The organism is Streptomyces sp. NPDC057002 (assembly GCF_042673825.1).
In the GTDB taxonomy this organism is placed as follows: Bacteria; Actinomycetota; Actinomycetes; order Streptomycetales; family Streptomycetaceae; genus Streptomyces.
On record NZ_JBHURZ010000009.1, the window covers coordinates 62,227 to 79,305 of the forward strand.

General features: G+C 71.6%; 17 protein-coding genes and 1 riboswitch. Of the genes, 4 read left to right on the forward strand and 13 right to left on the reverse strand.

Features of this window, described 5'->3' with window-relative positions:
* Positions 1-4: 4 nt before the first annotated feature.
* The 3 genes from ACFT32_RS35620 to ACFT32_RS35630 all read right to left on the reverse strand — a co-directional run bounded on the left by ACFT32_RS35620 (position 5) and on the right by ACFT32_RS35630 (position 2,376).
* Complete coding sequence (locus ACFT32_RS35620; RefSeq protein WP_382497519.1) at positions 5-664, reverse strand: TetR/AcrR family transcriptional regulator; 660 nt, start codon at positions 662-664, stop codon at positions 5-7.
* Between the two features lie 100 nt (positions 665-764).
* Positions 765-905 carry an SCO1431 family membrane protein gene (locus ACFT32_RS35625; protein WP_382497521.1) on the reverse strand — a complete coding sequence of 47 codons (141 nt, stop codon included), beginning with the start codon at positions 903-905 and terminating at the stop codon, positions 765-767.
* A 91-nt stretch (positions 906-996) separates the two neighbouring features.
* Positions 997-2,376, reverse strand: a complete 1,380-nt coding sequence (locus ACFT32_RS35630; protein ID WP_382497523.1) for a peptidase C39 family protein — start codon at positions 2,374-2,376, stop codon at positions 997-999.
* Positions 2,377-2,586: 210 nt separating this feature from the next.
* On the opposite strand from ACFT32_RS35630, the gene ACFT32_RS35635 reads away from it, so the two are divergent.
* Together ACFT32_RS35635 and ACFT32_RS35640 are read left to right on the forward strand one after the other, a co-directional pair.
* Positions 2,587-3,243, forward strand: coding sequence for a uridine kinase (locus ACFT32_RS35635; protein ID WP_382498109.1), 657 nt, complete (start codon positions 2,587-2,589; stop codon positions 3,241-3,243).
* A gap of 433 nt (positions 3,244-3,676) precedes the next feature.
* Complete coding sequence (locus ACFT32_RS35640) at positions 3,677-5,539, forward strand: AAA family ATPase (RefSeq protein WP_382498111.1); 1,863 nt, start codon at positions 3,677-3,679, stop codon at positions 5,537-5,539.
* A 23-nt stretch (positions 5,540-5,562) separates the two neighbouring features.
* On the opposite strand, the gene ACFT32_RS35645 is transcribed toward ACFT32_RS35640, so the two are convergent.
* The 9 genes from ACFT32_RS35645 to ACFT32_RS35685 form a co-directional block, all read right to left on the reverse strand.
* Entirely contained in the window at positions 5,563-6,639 is a 1,077-nt protein-coding gene (locus ACFT32_RS35645) for a hemolysin family protein (RefSeq protein WP_382497524.1), read from the reverse strand.
* A complete protein-coding gene (locus ACFT32_RS35650) occupies positions 6,636-7,970 on the reverse strand; it encodes a hemolysin family protein (RefSeq protein WP_382497526.1) in 1,335 nt (444 codons plus the stop codon). Before ACFT32_RS35650 ends, ACFT32_RS35645 begins: the two co-directional genes overlap by 4 nt.
* 245 nt (positions 7,971-8,215) lie before the next feature.
* A complete protein-coding gene (locus ACFT32_RS35655) occupies positions 8,216-8,668 on the reverse strand; it encodes a PH domain-containing protein (RefSeq protein WP_382497528.1) in 453 nt (150 codons plus the stop codon).
* Positions 8,669-8,681: 13 nt separating this feature from the next.
* Positions 8,682-9,530 (reverse strand): ATP phosphoribosyltransferase, encoded by an 849-nt coding sequence (gene hisG, locus ACFT32_RS35660; RefSeq protein WP_382497530.1) that lies wholly within the window; start codon positions 9,528-9,530, stop codon positions 8,682-8,684.
* Between the two features lie 55 nt (positions 9,531-9,585).
* On the reverse strand, positions 9,586-9,858 hold the full coding sequence (locus ACFT32_RS35665; RefSeq protein ID WP_361934420.1) for a phosphoribosyl-ATP diphosphatase: 273 nt from the start codon (positions 9,856-9,858) through the stop codon (positions 9,586-9,588).
* A 34-nt stretch (positions 9,859-9,892) separates the two neighbouring features.
* Positions 9,893-10,378 carry a 6,7-dimethyl-8-ribityllumazine synthase gene (gene ribH, locus ACFT32_RS35670; RefSeq protein ID WP_184597131.1) on the reverse strand — a complete coding sequence of 162 codons (486 nt, stop codon included), beginning with the start codon at positions 10,376-10,378 and terminating at the stop codon, positions 9,893-9,895.
* Between the two features lie 56 nt (positions 10,379-10,434).
* Positions 10,435-11,730, reverse strand: a complete 1,296-nt coding sequence (locus ACFT32_RS35675) for a bifunctional 3,4-dihydroxy-2-butanone-4-phosphate synthase/GTP cyclohydrolase II (protein WP_382497533.1) — start codon at positions 11,728-11,730, stop codon at positions 10,435-10,437.
* Positions 11,727-12,371: a nicotinamide riboside transporter PnuC gene (locus ACFT32_RS35680; protein ID WP_382497535.1), complete on the reverse strand. Its 645-nt coding sequence runs from the start codon at positions 12,369-12,371 to the stop codon at positions 11,727-11,729. The genes ACFT32_RS35675 and ACFT32_RS35680 overlap by 4 nt, the downstream gene beginning before the upstream one ends.
* Positions 12,368-12,976 (reverse strand): riboflavin synthase, encoded by a 609-nt coding sequence (locus ACFT32_RS35685; RefSeq protein WP_382497537.1) that lies wholly within the window; start codon positions 12,974-12,976, stop codon positions 12,368-12,370. Before ACFT32_RS35685 ends, ACFT32_RS35680 begins: the two co-directional genes overlap by 4 nt.
* Positions 12,977-13,120: 144 nt before the next feature.
* Positions 13,121-13,251, reverse strand: a riboswitch (FMN riboswitch).
* Between the two features lie 254 nt (positions 13,252-13,505).
* Between ACFT32_RS35685 and ACFT32_RS35690 the strand changes: the two genes are divergently transcribed.
* Both ACFT32_RS35690 and ACFT32_RS35695 read left to right on the forward strand, forming a co-directional pair.
* Entirely contained in the window at positions 13,506-14,393 is an 888-nt protein-coding gene (locus ACFT32_RS35690) for an RNA polymerase sigma-70 factor (protein WP_382497539.1), read from the forward strand.
* A 121-nt stretch (positions 14,394-14,514) separates the two neighbouring features.
* Positions 14,515-15,291 (forward strand): SDR family oxidoreductase, encoded by a 777-nt coding sequence (locus ACFT32_RS35695; protein WP_382497540.1) that lies wholly within the window; start codon positions 14,515-14,517, stop codon positions 15,289-15,291.
* 417 nt (positions 15,292-15,708) lie between these two features.
* On the opposite strand, the gene ACFT32_RS35700 is transcribed toward ACFT32_RS35695, so the two are convergent.
* Positions 15,709-16,995 (reverse strand): ROK family transcriptional regulator, encoded by a 1,287-nt coding sequence (locus tag ACFT32_RS35700; RefSeq protein WP_382497542.1) that lies wholly within the window; start codon positions 16,993-16,995, stop codon positions 15,709-15,711.
* Positions 16,996-17,079: the final 84 nt, after the last annotated feature.

The window sequence follows — 17,079 nt, forward strand, 5'->3', positions numbered from 1 at the left end:
CGTCTCACGCGTCCTGGCGGGCGGCCGCCTGCGGGGCCGGGTAAGCGGGGTCCAGGTCCTCGATCGCACGCAGGGCGCCGCCGAGCCCCTTCACCAGCAGCTCGCACATGGTCTCTCGGGGCAGTTCGGGGCGGTCGATCCATTCGAGGGTGGCGCCCTCGACGCTGCACACCCAGGCCAGCAGGCCCATCCGCGCCAGCGGGGTGATGTCGACACGGCCGTACGCGCCCTCGGCGATGGTGGCGACGATGGCCTCGCGCACACCGTCCCGGATCGCGTGCACCTCGGTGTCGAAGCCGACCCCGCCGCTGACGATCGTGCGGTACGCGGCCTGGTGGTGCTCGGCGTAGCGCAGATAGCTGTCGATCGTGCGCTGGACGCGGTCGACCGGGGGCAGTTCGAGTCCGCTCGCCGCCAGGGTGACCAGGTCGGTGACCGAGTCCTGGATGATGGCCAGGTAGTAGCCCCGCTTGGACTGGAAGTAGTAGTAGATGAGCCCCTTGGCGACATGAGCCTGGCGGGCGATGTCGTCCATCGAAAGCGCGTCGTAGGACGTGTCGGCGAACAACCTCCGGCCGATGGCGATGAGTTCGGCACGGCGGGCCAGCGAGCGCTCGGTGCCGCGGGCTCTGGGGCGCGCGGCAGGCTGTTGACTGGTATTCAATTTCGACCCTGGTTCCAACAAGCGGGCGAGGCGGGACATCCGCAGTATGGCAGGTCGGAGGGCCGGGCCGTGGGTCAGGTCACATTGCTCCGGACCGGGTTCACAGCAGCCCGAGCTGCGTCACGAGCATCGCTACGACCACGACGAGCGTCCAGCCCAGGACATGCTCGGCGATCTTCGGCCCGTCGTCCTCGGGGCCGCCCGTGCGGACGCCGGCGGCGGTGGCGGAGTGTGCGGTCATGGCTTCTCGCTGATCCGGTGGGGCGGGCGGACTTCCCCCGAAGTTCCGCCCACCTTGCCACCCGGAGCGGCTTTTGCGGCCGAGAGCTTGGTCACACGCGTACGCCCACGGCGGTCAGCGCCCTGCGCTGGGCCGCGGTCGGGCGCGCCGGAAAGTACAGGTAGCAGACGCCGCCGGTGCCGGAGACGACCTTGCCGGAGGCGTTGTACCGCTTGGTCCGCAGCCAGATGTTCTCCCACTCGCGCCGCCGGTAGACCCGCCGCACGGCCTCGTTGCTCGCCGAGGCGGGGTCGTTCGCGATCACGTCGCCGCCGGCCGTGAAGCCGATGACCGTCATCAGGTGGCCGGCGGTGCCGTACCCGGCGCCGGTCAGCTCCTCCTTCAGGAAGGACTGGGACGTTATGGCCGGGATGCCCGCCGCGATCAGTGTCTCCAGGTCGGTGAGCGAGCCGAGCCGGGTGACCACGGCCTGGAGGTCCTTGAAGGTGGCCGCGTAGGCGGCGTTGAACGGCCAGTTGCCGCAGCCCGCGTACTGGTAGTCATAGGTGAACCGGGCCGCGTGGCACACCTGCGGATCGGCGAACGACGGATCCACCCAGGCCAGCTGCTTCGGGGTGAGCCGGCCGCCCCAGTACTCGACGATCATCTGGGAGGAGGTCGGGCTGCACCAGGCCTCGCCGCCGTTGTCGTACTCGGGGTACTGCCCCTTGTGGATCTCCTGCGAGTACCGCGGGACGGCCAGTTCCTTCGCGAGGCCGGGCGCGGACGCCGGGACGGTGAACCGGTCGGGGACGTCGGAACCCATCGCGCCGAGCCGCCACACGGTGGGCGTGGCCTTGCCGCCCGGCTTGCGGTACAGGGTCAGACGCAGGCGGTAGGAGGCCAGGCGCAGGCCGGTCGCCGGGTCGTCGACGGCCAGCGTGTCCGTCCAGACGGTGCTCTTGCCGTCGTTCTGGTCGTCGACCGAGGTGCGCCGGATGTCCTGGTCGCCCGCCGCCCAGCGGCCCATCACGTACCAGGGGCTGCTGGTGCCGTCGGTGTAGGTGCCCTTGAGCTCGGCCTGGATCCAGGTGCCGGCCGGGGTGCGCGCGTTCCAGGAGACGATCGCCTCCGTCGCGGGAACGACGAGCCGCTGGACGGGGGACGTCCAGATGCCGTACTCCCAGGAGGCGGTGGTGCCGGTGTGCGGGTCCCGGTAGTCGGCGGTTCCGGCGGGCTTCGCGATCACCAGACCAGGGCGGGTGCCCGCGACGGCGCGGGTGCCCCGGGCGGTGCCGCCGCGCCAGTCGTCGTACGAGGCCCAGGCCCGGTTGTCCACGGCGCGGGCCGGGACCGCCCGGGCGGGGTCTGCGGTGTCGGTCGTCATAGGGATCTCGGTGTCGGCCGCCGCCGGCCCCGCGCTCGCGGTGACGGCGACGGCGACCGCGGCGGCCAGGACGGTTCTGCGGGACGGCTGTTCGGCTCTGCTCATGGCGGGGACCCCCGGATGTCGGAGTCGGGCAGGGGCGGGGCAGGTCCGTTGCACGGTCGGTCGCACATGCGTGTGCGCCACATATGAGCACAGCCCGCCGGGTCCTGCCAGCACTTCGACCCGCGCCACGCCCACCAATATTGGCGTCGACCAGTGGCAGGGGCCGTGGGCGGCATGGTCACTCCCCGGGTCGTTAGAGTGCTGCGCGAGATGAATCCGTCCTTCCGCCCCGCACCGGGGCCCGCCGTCCGTGACCTGGCCTCCCGGATCCGCCGCCTCTCCCCTTCCTGCGGCCCGGTCCGTCTGGTCGGCGTCGACGGGCACGCCGGATCCGGAAAGACCACCTTCGCCGAGCAGTTGGCCGGGGAGCTCGACGGCGCGCCGGTGCTGCGCCTCGACGACATCGCCAGCCACGACGAACTGTTCGGCTGGACCGGACGGCTGCTGGACCAGGTGATCGAGCCGCTGGCCGGCGGCCGGACCGCGCATTACACCCCCTACGACTGGCGGGCCCGCCGCTTCGGCCCGCCGCAGCCCCTGCCGCCCGCACCGGTGGTCCTCGTCGAGGGCGTCGGCGCGGGACGCCGGGCGCTGCGCCACCGCCTGGCCCTGCTGCTGTGGATGGAGCTGCCGCGCGAGGAGGCCTGGGCACGGGGCCGGTCGCGGGACGGGGAGGAACAGCGGGAGTTCTGGGACGGATGGGTCCCTGCGGAGCGCAGGCACTTCGCCGACGATCCCTCGCGGCCCTTCGCCGATCTCCTGGTACGGCAGGGAGAGAAGGGGTACGAGGTGTTTCCGGGACCTGCCGGGACCGCTGGACCGGACCAGTTCCTCACGCACGGTGACGGACCGCCCGCAGTGTGCTGAACTTGTGAATGCGCTTGCGGTGGAACTTGCCGGAGTGCTTCAACTCGGCTTGACCGGTGGGCCGTACAGGACTTACGTTCTCAATGTGCGGCCATTCGGAGCCGCCCACAGACGCGAAGCCCCCGGTTGTTCCCCCGTGATCGGGGGCTTCGTTCTGTCTTCTTCCGTTTTTCCGGCCCCCGCGAGGCGCCGAACGCTCACACTCGGTCACCGTGCGCGAGTGCGCCGCATCCGCTCCCACCTCGCCGAACGGCCCGTGCGGCACCCTTCGGGGGCGCCGCCCCCGAAGGTACGATGCCCTCGTCGCGACCTACGGACGGGCGCTCCGCGCACCTCGCAACTCCGGTCCGTGGCACAGCGGTTCGAGCAGAGCAGCCGGCCGGGGGGACGGCTCGTTGGCATACCGACGGGGGCACGGTTCGTGGGGGACGTGATGGACTTCGGCACGCAGGGCCCGCAGGCCCCGGCCGACCTCGCCTGGCTGCGAGGCGTCGATGCCTACACCATGGGCGCCTATCCGCAGGCGGAGGAGGAGTTCCGCGCGGCCGTACGGATGGACCCCGGGATGGCCGACGGCTGGCTCGGGCTGCACGCGCTGCGCGTCGACACGACGACCGCGCTGCTCAGGATGTTCCGGCACCGGGACCGCTTCGGGGAGCAGCGCTCCCGCTACCGCCGCACCCTCAACTCCTGGTACTGGCTGGGCTGGTGGGTGCAGCCCGTGCTGGAGAGCCCCCGCGACCTGCTGCTCGCGCACGCCTCCCACTGGCTGGACGGCCGGCACGTCCCCGAGCTGGACCGGGCCCTCGCCGGGCTGCCGCCGGTGGACACCGACGCCCAGGTCCGCTTCCTGCACGCCTGCCGCGCCTATCTGGTCAAGGACTGGGAACAGCTGGTCCGCCACACCGACCCGCTCCTCGACGACCCGATGCTCGGCATCGAGGCGGGACTCTTCGGCGGCATGGCCCGGGTCCGTCTGGAGATGTACGGCCAGGCCGAACCGCTGCTGTCCGCCGCGCTGATGCGCTGCCGCAGCGAGCAGCCCCAGCGCAAGGAGCTGCGCTACTGGCTGGCCCGGGCCCACGAGGGCACCGGCCGCAGCGCCGCGGCGCTGCCCCTGTACCGGGCCGTGCACCGCGTCGACCCGGCCTTCATGGACACCTCGGCCCGGCTCGCCGCGATCGCCGAGGGCGACGGCTACGACGACTCCACCGACCTCGCGGCGATCACGCTCCCGGGCCTCGGCCAGGACGCCGTGGACGGGCCGGACGGATTCGACCCGCTCTTCGGCACCGAGGGCCGCGACCTGAGGCTGCCCGACCTCGAGCCGCCGGGCTCCGCTCCCCTGCCGCCGGTGGAGGACCCGGCCGTGCGCGAGAGGTTCTCCCCGGGCCCGTCCCTGCCCGCCGGGCCCACCGATCCCGCGTTACTGGAGGAGGCACTCGCCGAGCTGGAGCGCATGGTCGGTCTGGAGCCGGTGAAACGCCAGGTCAAGGCGTTGTCGGCACAGTTGAACATGGCCCGGCTGCGGGCCGGGCAGGGCCTGCCGGTCCAGCCGCCCAAGCGGCACTTCGTCTTCTCCGGCCCCTCCGGCACCGGCAAGACCACCGTCGCCCGCATCCTCGGCCGCGTCTTCTACGCCCTCGGGCTGCTCGGCGGCGACCATCTCGTGGAGGCGCAGCGGGCCGACCTGGTCGGCGAGTACCTGGGGCAGACGGCCGTGAAGGCCAACGAACTGATCGACTCGGCTCTCGGCGGCGTCCTCTTCGTCGACGAGGCGTACTCGCTGTCCAACTCGGGCTACGGCAAGGGCGACGCGTACGGCGACGAGGCGCTCCAGGTGCTGCTGAAGCGGGCGGAGGACAACCGCGACCATCTCGTGGTGATCCTGGCCGGCTACCCGGAGGGCATGGACCGCCTGCTCGCCGCGAACCCCGGGCTGTCCTCCCGCTTCACCACCCGCGTCGACTTCCCGTCCTACCGTCCCCTCGAACTCACCGAGATCGGCAAGGTGCTCGCCGCGGAGAACGGCGACCTGTGGGACGACGAGTCCCTCGACGAGTTGCGGTCCATCGCCGGGCACGTGGTCGACCAGGGGTGGATCGACGAGCTGGGGAACGGGCGGTTCCTGCGGACGCTGTACGAGAAGAGCTGTGCGTACCGGGATCTGCGGTTGTCCGTCTATCCCGGGGTGCTGGGCAGGGACGATCTGGCGACGTTGCGGTTGCCGGATCTGATGCAGGCGTACGGAGAGGTGCTGTCCGGGCGGGGGCCGCAGGATCCGCCCGGACTGTGAGAACCGGCGTGGGGCGGCCGGGCCTAGGTCGCCAGTACCTCCTCGCCCGACCTCGGCTCGGTCAGCCTGATCTCGGGGACCTCCCGGTGTGCGGGATCCCGCACCTCCCCCACCAGCAGCTCCAGGGCGTCCTCCAGCGCGACCAGCCCGAGCACCTTCCCCGAACCGTCGGCCACCTGAGCCAGGTGCGTCGCGGCCCGCCGCATCACCGTCAGCGCGTCGTCCAGCGGCAGCTCGGACCGCAGCGTCGTCATGGGCCGCCACAGCTGCTGCGGCACGGCCCGGTCGGAGTGCTCCAGGTCCAGGACGTCCTTCACATGCAGATAACCCATGAACGCCCCGTTCTCCGCCGCGACCGGGAACCGGGAGTACCCGGTCCGGGCCGTGAGCTCGACGATGCGCCCGGGGGTGACCGACGGGCTGACCGTCACCAGGGACTCGCGCTTCAGCAGGACGTCCGTCACCGGGCGCGAGCCCAGCTCCAGGGCGTCCTCCAGGCGTTCGGCCTCCTCGGGGTCGAGCAGGCCCGCCTGGCCGGCGTCCTCCACCAGCCGGTTGAGCTGCTCGCTGGTGAAGACGGCCTCGACCTCGTCCCTGGGCTCGACGTGGAAGAGCCGCAGGATGCCCTGGGACACCGCGCCGAGCGCGGCGGTGATCGGCTTGCAGAAGCGGGCGAACCAGACCAGGCCGGGGCTGAGCCACAGCGCGGCCTTCTCGGGGGCCGCCATCGCCAGGTTCTTCGGGACCATCTCGCCGATGACGAGGTGGAAGAAGACCACCGCGGCGAGGGCGATGACGTAGGTCAGCGGGTGGATCACGCCGTGCGGCAGGTGGACCCACTCGAAGACCGGCTCCAGCAGATGCGCGACGGTCGGTTCGGCGACCGCGCCGAGGGTGAGGGAGCAGATCGTGATGCCGAACTGGGCCGCCGCCATCATCTGCGGCAGCCGCTCGAGCCCGTAGAGGACCTGCCGAGCGCGGGCGGTGCCGAGCGGTTCGATCTGGCTGCGGCGTACGGAGACGAGCGCGAACTCGGCGCCGACGAAGAAACCGTTGGCGAGCACGAGCAGCGCGGCGAAGAGAAGCTGGAGCACGCTCATCGGACGGCCTCCACCATGGCGGCCACCGGGGCCGTGCGCACGAGCCGGACCCGCTCCGCGCGGTAGTGGCCGACCTGGCGCACCGACAGCCGCCAGCCGGGCAGCTCCGCCCTGTCGCCGACGGCCGGGATGCGGCCCAGCAGATCGGCGATCAGGCCCGCGACGGTCTCGTACGGGCCTTCCGGCACATCGAGGCCTATCCGCCGCAGGATGTCGACACGGCAGCTGCCGTCGGCGTCCCAGGCGGGCCTGCCGTCCTCCGGCGGTGCGGAGGCCAGTTCGGGCAGGTCGTGTCCGTCGTGCTCGTCGCGGACCTCGCCGACGATCTCCTCGACGATGTCCTCCAGTGTGACGACGCCGGCCGTGCCGCCGTACTCGTCGACGACGACCGCGATGGGCTGCTCGCTGCGCAGGCGGGCGAGCAGCGGCCGCACGGGCAGCGTCTCGGGGACGAGCAGCGCCGGGCGGGCGATGCGGCCGACGGGGGTGCGCAGCCGCTCCCGCACGGGCACGGCCAGGGCGTCCTTGAGGTGGACCATGCCGACCACCTCGTCGATCTTCTCCCGGTAGACGGGGAAGCGGGACAGGCCCGTGGCGCGGGTCAGGTTGACCACGTCCTCGGCGGTGGCCGAGGACTGCAGGGCGCTGACCTTCACACGCGGCGTCATCACGTGCTGCGCGGTGAGCTCACCCAGCGACAGGGTTCTGACGAAGAGGTCGGCCGTGTCCTGTTCCAGGGCGCCGGCCCGGGCCGAGTGACGGGCCAGGGAGACGAGTTCGCCGGGGGTGCGGGCGGAGGCCAGCTCCTCGGTGGGCTCGATGCCCAGGGCGCGTACGAGCCGGTTCGCGACGGCGTTGAGGCCGGCGATGACCGGGCGGAACAGCCGGGCGAAGACATGCTGCGGGCCCGCGACGAAGCGCGCGACCTGAAGCGGCCTGGACACCGCCCAGTTCTTGGGCAGGAGCTCGCCGATCACCATCTGCACGGCGGAGGCCAGCAGCATGCCGACGACGACCGTGACACCGGAGACGGCTCCCTCGGGTATGCCGATCGAGGTGAACGGGCCGTGCAGCAGCTCCGCGAGCGCCGGTTCGGCGAGCATGCCGACGACGAGGGAGGTGATGGTGATGCCGAGCTGGGTGCCGGAGAGCTGGAAGGACAGTTCCTTGAGCGATTCGACGACGCGGTGGGCGCGCCGGTCGCCCTCGGCGGCGGCCTTCTCGGCCTCGGGCCGCTCGACCGTCACGAGGCCGAACTCGGCCGCCACGAAGAATCCGTTGGCGAGAATCAGCAGGAACGCGGCTGCCAGGAGCAGCAGGGGGGTGGTCATGATGCCGCCGCCTCCGCAAAGTCGCGTACCTCGAAAGCGAGGTCCGCGCTATGTCGGCAGGGGGCGGCGCAGGTACTACAGGACGATCCGTCCATCGCCGGAGAGGGTCACTCCTCGGTTAGCAGGAGCCTCGGTGCACCGGGCGGGGCAGCAGAGGCGGAGGCGCATCCTTCACGCCTCCGCCAACAGATTAATCAAGACACGGCCCGGTGCGGCAGTGGCAGCCGCCCTGTGGATTGCCCGAGTCAGCTCTGATGCCGCTCGTCCGCCACGGAACGGGCCTCGGCGAGCGCCCGCAGGGCCCGGGCGTCGGCGATCGCCCGCTGCCTCGCGAGACCAGGCTGAATACCGAGGACAGGCAGGCTGGTGCCGTCGCTGAGGTTGAGGAACACCCAGGGGTCGCCGGGCCGGAGGGTGACCTGAAGGATCTCGGCCCACTCCAGCCGGCGCTTGTTCGTGAGGTTCACCACGGTGACGCCGGATTCGTCGGCGACGACCTTGGGCCGGGCCAGCAGGAGCAGCACCGCGTCCAGCAGCAGCGCCGTGACGACGAAGCTGAGGCGCTCGGCCGGGCTGAGCTGCTTCAGCAGCATCGCGACGGCCGTGATCACGACCAGGATCGCGACGGCGGCGGTGAGCAGCACCGCCCGGGTGCTGCCCGGCCGGAAAGTGACGGGCAGGGCGGGCAGATCGGACATCGGTGTACGCCCCTCAGAGACGGCAGGCGTGGATGGCCGTGGTCAGGATGGCCCGGGCGCCGATGTCGTAGAGGTCGTCCATGATCCGCTGCGCCTCCTTGGCCGGGACCATCGCGCGGACGGCGACCCAGCCCTCGTTGTGCAGCGGGGAGACCGTCGGCGACTCAAGGCCGGGGGTGAGGGCGACGGCCTTCTCGAGCTGCTCCACTCGGCAGTCGTAATCCATCATCACGTACGTCCGGGCGACCAGGACGCCCTGGAGGCGGCGCAGGAACTGCTGCACCTTGGGGTCGTCGGCGTCCGCGCCGGTGCGGCGGATCACGACGGCCTCGGACTTCATGATCGGCTCGGCGACGACCTCGAGGCCCGCGTTGCGCAGCGAGGTGCCGGTCTCGACGACGTCCGCGATGACCTGGGCGACGCCGAGCTGGATGGCGGTCTCGACGGCGCCGTCGAGGTGAACGACGGAGGCGTCGATGCCGTGCTCGGCGAGGTGCGCCGCGACGATGCCCTCGTAGGAGGTGGCGACGGTCTTGCCGGCGAGGTCCGCCAGGCCGCCGATGGTGCCGGGCTTGCAGGCGTAGCGGAAGGTGGAGCGGGCGAAGCCGAGCGGGAGGATCTCCTCGGCTTCGGCGCCCGAGTCGATGAGCAGGTCGCGGCCGGTGAGGCCGATGTCCAGCTGGCCGGAGGCGACGTAGATGGCGATGTCGCGGGGGCGGAGGTAGAAGAACTCGACCTCGTTCACCGGGTCGACGATCCGCAGCTCCTTGGACTCCCGGCGCTGCTGGTAGCCGGCCTCATGCAGCATCTCCGCCGCAGGGCCGGACAGGGAACCCTTGTTGGGGACGGCGATGCGCAGCATGAGGTCGGCTTCCTTTGCGTGGTGTCTTACGGGGACGGGTGCGGCGGGCCGCTGCTTACAGGTGGGCGTAGACGTCGTCGAGGGAGATGCCGCGGGCGACCATCATCACCTGGACGTGGTACAGCAGCTGGGAGATCTCCTCGGCGGCGGCGTCCTTGCCCTCGTACTCGGCGGCCATCCAGACTTCGGCGGCCTCTTCTACGACCTTCTTGCCGATGGCATGGACGCCCTTCTCGACCAGTTCTGCGGTGCGGGAAGTGGCGGGATCGCCCTGGGCGGCCTTGTGCTGGAGCTCGGTGAAGAGCTCCTCGAACGTCTTCTTGGACATGGTGACGCTCAGCCTATGCCACACCCGGCTTCCGTCAGCGCCAGGGTTCGGATACCGAGCGGAGGGTGGCCGCGGTCGCCACCGCCGCCGTCACCGCCTCGTGTCCCTTGTCCTCGTTCGAGCCGGGCAGGCCCGCGCGGTCCAGGGCCTGCTCGTCGGTATCGCAGGTCAGCACGCCGAAGCCGACCGGGACGCCGGTCTCGACCGACACCTGGGTCAGGCCCTGGGTCACGCCCTGGCACACGTACTCGAAGTGGGGGGTGCCCCCGCGGATGACGACGCCCAGGGCCACGATCGCGTCGTAGCCGCGGCCCGCGAGGACCTTGGCGACCACCGGCAGCTCCCAGCTGCCGGGGACCCTGAGCAGGGTCGGCTCGTCGATACCCAGGTCGTGCAGGGCGCGCAGGGCGCCGTCGACCAGACCGTCCATCACCTTCTCGTGCCACTGTGCCGCGATGACGGCGACCCTGAGGTCACCCACATTGCGTACGGACAGTTCCGGTGCACCCTTGCCGCTCACGTCTCTCCTCAGAGCTTTCTCACTGCTGACTTGCTGTGCTGTCTCGCTGTGCTGTCTTACTGGTTGCTGCAGGCCGGCACGGTGGTCGTGTCGAGCCAGGGCAGGTCGTGGCCCATCCGGTCCCGCTTGGTGCGCAGGTAGCGGAGGTTGTGCTCGCCGGCGCTCACGGGCATCGGCACCCGCGCCTGGACGGCGATGCCGTGGCGGACGAGCGCGTCGGTCTTGTCGGGGTTGTTGGTCAGCAGACGCACACCCTGCACCCCGAGGTCGGCCAGGATCTGGGCGCCGGCGGCGTAGTCGCGGGCGTCGGCGGGCAGGCCGAGTTCGAGGTTGGCGTCGAGGGTGTCGCGGCCGCGCTCCTGGAGTTCGTAGGCGCGCAGCTTGGACATCAGGCCGATGCCGCGGCCCTCGTGTCCGCGCAGGTAGACCACCACTCCCCTGCCCTCGGCCTGGATACGGGCCAGGGAGGCGTCCAGTTGAGGGCCGCAGTCGCAGCGGGCGGAGCCGAAGACATCGCCGGTGAGGCATTCGGAGTGGACGCGGACGAGGACGTTCTGGCCGTCGCCGATCTCGCCGTGCACGAGGGCGACGTGCTCGACGCCGTCGACGGTGGAGCGGTAGCCGTACGCCGTGAACGTGCCGTGGGCGGTGGGCAGTCGGGTCTTGGCCTCGCGGCGGACGGTCGGCTCGCTGCCGCGGCGGTAGGCGATCAGGTCCTCGATGGAGATGATCGTCAGGCCGTGCTTGCGGGCGAAGGGGATCAGCTCGGGCAGGCGCAGCATCGTGCCGTCCTCGCCGGCGATCTCGACGATCGCCCCGGCCGGGCGCAGGCCCGCGAGGCGGGCGAGGTCGACGGCGGCCTCGGTGTGGCCGTTGCGGGTCAGGACCCCGCCGGGCCGGGCGCGCAGCGGGAAGATGTGGCCGGGGCGGACGAAGTCCTCGGGCCCCGTGACGCCGTCGGCGAGCAGCTGGAGCGTGGTGGCGCGGTCGGAGGCGGAGATGCCGGTGCTCACGCCGTGTGCGGCGGAGGCGTCGACGGAGACCGTGAACGCGGTCTTCATCGACTCGGTGTTGTCCTCGACCATCTGCGGCAGGCGCAGCCGGTCGAGTTCGTCGCCCTCCATGGGGGCGCAGATCAGACCGCGGCACTCGCTCATCATGAAGGCGACGATCTCGGGGGTCGCCTTCTCGGCGGCGATGACGAGGTCGCCCTCGTTCTCCCGGTCCTCGTCGTCGACGACCACCACCGGGCGGCCGGCCGCGATGTCTGCGATGGCCTGCTCGACGGGGTCGAGCGCGAAGTCCTCGTTGTCGTCGAGGTCGTCGGTGTACAGGACGGTTGCGGCGCTCATGCCGGCGCTCCTTCCAGGGTGGGCTGTGCTGCCGCGCGCGAGCGCAGCCACCAGTCGCGCATGCCCCACAGGACGAGCGCGCCGTAGATGATGTAGACGAAGCCGGAGAAGGCGAAGCCGTTGGCGAAGTTCAGCGGGACGCCGACCAGGTCGACCAGCAGCCAGGCGAACCAGAACTCGACCATGCCGCGTGCCTGGGCGTACATCGCGACGATCGTGCCGACGAAGATGTACGCGTCCGGCCAGGGGTCCCAGGAGAGGGTCGGGAAGGCCGTGAACAGGCCGCCGACCGCGAGGGTTCCGACGGCGGCCGCACCGGCCAGTGCCCCGCGTTCGCGCCAAGTGGCGAACCGTACGGCGATGGAGCCGTCCTGGGCCTGCTGCCGGCCGCGGTTCCACTGCCAGAAGCCGTAGGTGGCGACGAGCATGACGACGATCTGCTTGCCGGCGCTGCCCGCGAGGTGGGCGGTGGCGAAGGCCGCGAAGAGGATGAGGCCGGAGAGGAACTGGGTGGGCCAGGTCCATATGGAGCGCCGCCAGCCGAAGGCGAGGCCGATCAGGCCGATCACGTTGCCGATCATGTCCGACCACTTGATGTGCTGGCCGAAGAGCGTGAAGGCCTCGGAGTTGAGCCAGTTCACCGGTCCGCCCCCCGCACTCGGTCGCCCATCATCCGCTCGACGTACTTGGCGATGACGTCCACCTCGAGGTTGACCGGGTCGCCGGGGCCCTTGTGGCCGAGCGTGGTCAGGGCGAGCGTGGTGGGGATGAGGCTCACGGTGAAGTAGTCCGGGCCGGCGTCGACGACGGTGAGGCTGATGCCGTCGACGGTGATGGAGCCCTTCTCGACCACGTAGCGGGTGAGGTCCGCGGGGAGGGAGATCTTCACGATCTCCCAGTTCTCGGACGGCTTGCGCTCCAGGATCTCGCCTGTGCCGTCGACATGGCCCTGCACGATGTGCCCGCCGAGGCGTTCGCCTACGGCCATGGGGCGTTCGAGGTTGACGCGGGTGCCGACAGCGAGGGCGCCCAGGCTGGAGCGGTTCAGCGTCTCGGCCATCACGTCGGCGGTGAATTCGTCGCCCTCGTGGTCGACGACCGTGAGGCAGACGCCGTTGACCGCGATGGAGTCGCCGTGCTTGGCGCCTTGGGTGACGACGGGACCGCGCAGGCGGAAGCGACAGGCGTCGTCGAGGGTCTCGACGGCGGTGATCTCGCCCAGCTCTTCGACGATTCCGGTGAACACTTCCCGGGTCCTCCTGCCTCTTGGGGCACGGACTCCGGGGCTGTCGAAGACGACAGATGTACGAGCAGGGACACCGGGGGCGACGCCGGACGGAGTCCGCCCCGAGGACGGACTTCTTCGGCGGCACGCACGTATGCCTGCCCGCCGCGCACTGCCTCCCATCCGGACTTTAACCGTCGGTCCAGGAATTTCACCTGGTCAACCGATCGCTGGAGGCGACCGGGTCGCGGACTGTAACCGCCGGTTCGGACTTTCACCGACCCCGGAGTGCGCTGCTACTGGTACACGGCCAGTGTGCCACGCCTGATCGACGTTCAAAGAGGCGATCGGTGTGGCCTGCCTCACAGACCGTGTTGCCCCGCTCACCGAGATTGGTACGCACCTATTGACGGTGTGGTCTAGTCCTTTTTAGGGTCGGCTCCAGGGTTGGCATGCCCCCGCGGACCGGCCCGGCGACGGTGACGACGGCCCTTGCCCGTCGCCGGGCCTCCCCACGCCGTGCGGACGGCGTTCTGGCAGGGTGAGCCCCATGACCACCACGATCGCCGACGAGTTCGAGGTCCACCGGCCCCGGTTGTTCTCGCTCGCCTACCGGCTGCTGGGCTCCGCCGAGGAAGCCGAGGACGCGGTCCAGGACGCGTATCTGCGCTACAGCGGCGCCGACCGTACGGGGATCGAGCATCCGGCGGCCTGGCTCGCCAAGGTCGTCACGAACCTCTGTCTGAACCGGCTGACGTCCGCGCGCGCCCGGCGCGAGCGGTACGTCGGTACCTGGCTGCCGGAGCCGGTGGTCACCGGGGACGGCGCGCTCGGTCCGCTGGAGTCGGCCGAGCAGCGGGACGCCGTGTCGATGGCGATGCTGGTGCTGCTGGAGCGGCTCACGCCGACCGAGCGGGCGGTGTACGTGCTGCGGGAGGCGTTCGGGTACGGGCATCGGGAGATCTCCGGGGTCCTGGATCTGAGCGAGGCGAACTGCCGTCAGCTGTACCGGCGGGCCGTGCGGCGGGTGGGCGAGCCGCAGGCCCGTTTCGAGCCCGCGTCCGAGCAGCAGGAGGAGCTGGTCGCGTCGTTCATCACGGCGGCCCGCGAAGGTGACCTGGCCGGGCTGGAGAAGCTGCTCGCGGCCGATGCCACCTGGTGGAGCGACGGTGGCGGCAAGGTCACGACAACCCGGTGGCCGATCGAGGGCGGTCCCAGGATCGCCCACTTCCTGGCGGGCGGGGGCCCGAAGTTCTCGGTGGGCCTGGACTTCACGCCGGCCGAGGTCAACGGCGCGACGGGGCTGGCGACCTGGGCGGGCGACACGCTCGTCGGGCTGGCGGCGTTCGAGGTGCGCGACGGGCTGGTCACCGGGGTGCGGGCCGTGGTCAATCCGGAGAAGCTGGCGTTCGCACGGCGTCAGCTCGCCCGGCCCTAGGACCGTCGGACACGGTCGCGGTTTCGCCGGGTGTGTCTGTCACATTCGGCGGGGGTGTTCGGTCTGAGCTGACGAGGGGCGCTCCGGCCGGAGCGCCGGACCTTCGAAGGGACTGAACGGCATGACCACGATCCTGGTGACCGGTGGCACCGGAACACTCGGCCGGCTCGTCGCCGAGCGGCTGCGCACGGACGGGCACGAGGTGCGGGTGCTCAGCCGGCGCACCCAGCCGTACGCGGTCGACCTGCGGGAGGGCGGGGACGCGCTGGACGCGGCCGTCGCCGGTGTGGACACGATCGTGCACTGCGCGTCGGCGCAGAAGGGCGACGAGCAGGCGGCGGCGAATCTGATCAGGGCGGCGCGCGGGGCCGGGGTGCGGCACCTCGTGTACATCTCGATCGTGGGCGTCGACCGGGTGCCGTTCGGCTACTACAAGAGCAAGCTCGCCGTGGAACAACTGGTCGAGGAGTCGGGGCTCGGCTGGACCGTGCTGCGGGCGACGCAGTTCCACGACCTGCTGGTCATGGTGTTGCAGGGGCTGTCGAAGCTGCCGGTCCTGTTCCTGCCGGCCGGTGTCCGGGACCAGCCGGTCGAGGTGGCCGAGGTCGCGGACCGGCTGGTCGAGCTGGCGGCGGGCGAACCGGCGGGGCGGGTCGAGGACCTGGGCGGGCCGGAGGTACGGACGTTCGAGTCGCTGGCTCGCGCGTATCTGAAGGCGTCCGGCCGGCGCCGTGCGGTGGTGAACGTACCGCTGTGGGGGGCGGCGTACCGGGGCTTTCGGAGCGGGGGTCATCTGACGCCGGGGCGGGCGGTCGGCACGGGAACGTTCGAGAAGTATCTGGCGGCGCGGTTCGGGGACGGGCAGGTGCGGACGGGGAGCGGGCGGTCCCGGGCGTAGCCGGGGGCCCGGGCGTAGCCAGAGGGTTCCGGCCGTAGCCGGGGGCCCGGGCATAGCCAGAGGGTTCCGGCCGTAGCCGGAGGCCCGGGCATAGCCGGAGGGTTCCGGACGTAGCCGGAGGCCCGGGCATAGCCGGAGGGTTCCGGACGTAGCCGGAGGGCCGGGCATAGCCAGAGGCCCGGGCATAGCCAGAGGCCCGGACGGAGCCGGAGGCCCGGGCATAGCCGGAGGGTTCCGGCCGTAGGGCGTGCAGACGAAGGGCAGGCGGTCCCGGGCTTTGCTGAGTGCTGACGAGGAGCGGCGGTCCCGGACTTAGCGGGGGCGCTGACGAGGAGCGGCTGTCGCGGTCCTAGCGGGAGTGCGGACGAGGGGCGGCTGTCCCGGGTGCAGAGGTTCGGCCGGGCGGCCCGGGGCGCCCTACCAGCGCTGGACCGGCCGCTCCCCGGGGGTGAAGAGTTCCTCTTGAGCCCGGTCACGGGCCGTGAGGAGGGCGCCGCGCAGGACGGCGTCGCCGCCCAGGGTGGTCGTCCGCACCTCCGTGGGCAGGGGCGTCATCCGGGCGATACGGTCCTGCACCCGGCCGGCGAGCTCCTCGCCACCCGCCTGCCCGACCTCACCCCCGAGCACCACGCACCCGGGGTCCAGAATCGCCACCACCGAGGCGACCCCGACGGCGAGCCGATCGGCCAGGGCGTCGAGGAATCGGGCAGCGGGGGCGGCGGAGGCGGGCCGGACCAGCACCTCGTCCCCGCCCTCAGACCGAGACCTCCCGCCCTCCACCCCCCGCACCTGGCCCACCGCGGCCCGCACCACACCCACCGCCGCCCGTACGACCCCCACCGTCGACGGCTCCTGCCCCGGCTCCGCCGGAACCCCGTGCTCCGCCGCCAGGTCCACGACCGCGGCCGAAGCGGCCAGGCCGTGGAAGCCGCCCTCGCAGTCCGTCGCGGACGGCAGCGTGGTCGTGCCCGGGACCGGGAGGAAGCCGATTTCGCCGGTGCCGCCCGAGGCACCGCGGCGCAGCGCGCCGTCGAGCACCACGGCCGCGCCCGTGCCGTGGCCCAGCCACAGCAGGACGAACGTGTCCCGGTCCCGGGCGGCGCCGTCGCGCTGCTCGGCCAGCGCCGCGAGGTTGGTCTCGTTCTCGGCGCTCACCCGTGCCTCGGGCAGCCGTTCCTGGAGGGCGGCGACCAGGCGCCGGTGCCACTCCGGCAGCCCGGAGGAGTCGCGGAGTTCGCCGCTGGCCGGGTCGATCAGGCCGGGCGCTCCGATGCCGACGGTGTGCAGCCGGTCGGCGCCGGCCTCCTTCACCACCCGCTCGACCAGTGCGACCGCCTGTTCCACGGCGGGACCCGTGGCCATGTCACCCCCGATGGGCACCGAGGCCTCGGCCAGGACCCGGCCCACGAGGTCGGCGACGGTGACGGAGACCCCCTCGGTGCGCACGTCCAGCGCGGCGAGATGCGCCCGGTCGGCGACGATGCCGTACACCTTGGCGTTGGGCCCACGCCGCTGCTCCCCCGCCTCCCCGACGACCGCGATCAGCCCCGCGGCGGTGAGGCGTTCGACGAGGTCGGCGACGGTCGGCCGGGACAGACCGGTGAGCTGCTTCAACTGCCCTGCCGTCAGCGGGCCCTCCTGCTGGAGCAGACGCAGGGCGAGCCGGTCGTTGATGGCCCGGGCGGTGCTCGGGGATGCGGGCATGCCGGGATCCTTCCAGATCGGCGGGTCCGTCGGCCGTGGCCCGCCGGGAAACCCTCTTATTATCAGGCAGGGTTCCTGATAGTT

What these genes read in the sequence shown, in the direction of transcription:
- ACFT32_RS35625 (WP_382497521.1), bottom strand. Translation starts at nt 905, where the DNA reads ATGACCGCACACTCCGCCACCGCCGCCGGCGTCCGCACGGGCGGCCCC.
- ACFT32_RS35630 (WP_382497523.1), bottom strand. Translation starts at nt 2,376, where the DNA reads ATGAGCAGAGCCGAACAGCCGTCCCGCAGAACCGTCCTGGCCGCCGCG.
- ACFT32_RS35635 (WP_382498109.1), top strand. Translation starts at nt 2,587, where the DNA reads ATGAATCCGTCCTTCCGCCCCGCACCGGGGCCCGCCGTCCGTGACCTG.
- ACFT32_RS35640 (WP_382498111.1), top strand. Translation starts at nt 3,677, where the DNA reads ATGGACTTCGGCACGCAGGGCCCGCAGGCCCCGGCCGACCTCGCCTGG.
- ACFT32_RS35645 (WP_382497524.1), bottom strand. Translation starts at nt 6,639, where the DNA reads ATGAGCGTGCTCCAGCTTCTCTTCGCCGCGCTGCTCGTGCTCGCCAAC.
- ACFT32_RS35650 (WP_382497526.1), bottom strand. Translation starts at nt 7,970, where the DNA reads ATGACCACCCCCCTGCTGCTCCTGGCAGCCGCGTTCCTGCTGATTCTC.
- ACFT32_RS35655 (WP_382497528.1), bottom strand. Translation starts at nt 8,668, where the DNA reads ATGTCCGATCTGCCCGCCCTGCCCGTCACTTTCCGGCCGGGCAGCACC.
- hisG (WP_382497530.1), bottom strand. Translation starts at nt 9,530, where the DNA reads ATGCTGCGCATCGCCGTCCCCAACAAGGGTTCCCTGTCCGGCCCTGCG.
- ACFT32_RS35665 (WP_361934420.1), bottom strand. Translation starts at nt 9,858, where the DNA reads ATGTCCAAGAAGACGTTCGAGGAGCTCTTCACCGAGCTCCAGCACAAG.
- ACFT32_RS35675 (WP_382497533.1), bottom strand. Translation starts at nt 11,730, where the DNA reads ATGAGCGCCGCAACCGTCCTGTACACCGACGACCTCGACGACAACGAG.
- ACFT32_RS35690 (WP_382497539.1), top strand. Translation starts at nt 13,506, where the DNA reads ATGACCACCACGATCGCCGACGAGTTCGAGGTCCACCGGCCCCGGTTG.
- ACFT32_RS35695 (WP_382497540.1), top strand. Translation starts at nt 14,515, where the DNA reads ATGACCACGATCCTGGTGACCGGTGGCACCGGAACACTCGGCCGGCTC.
- ACFT32_RS35700 (WP_382497542.1), bottom strand. Translation starts at nt 16,995, where the DNA reads ATGCCCGCATCCCCGAGCACCGCCCGGGCCATCAACGACCGGCTCGCC.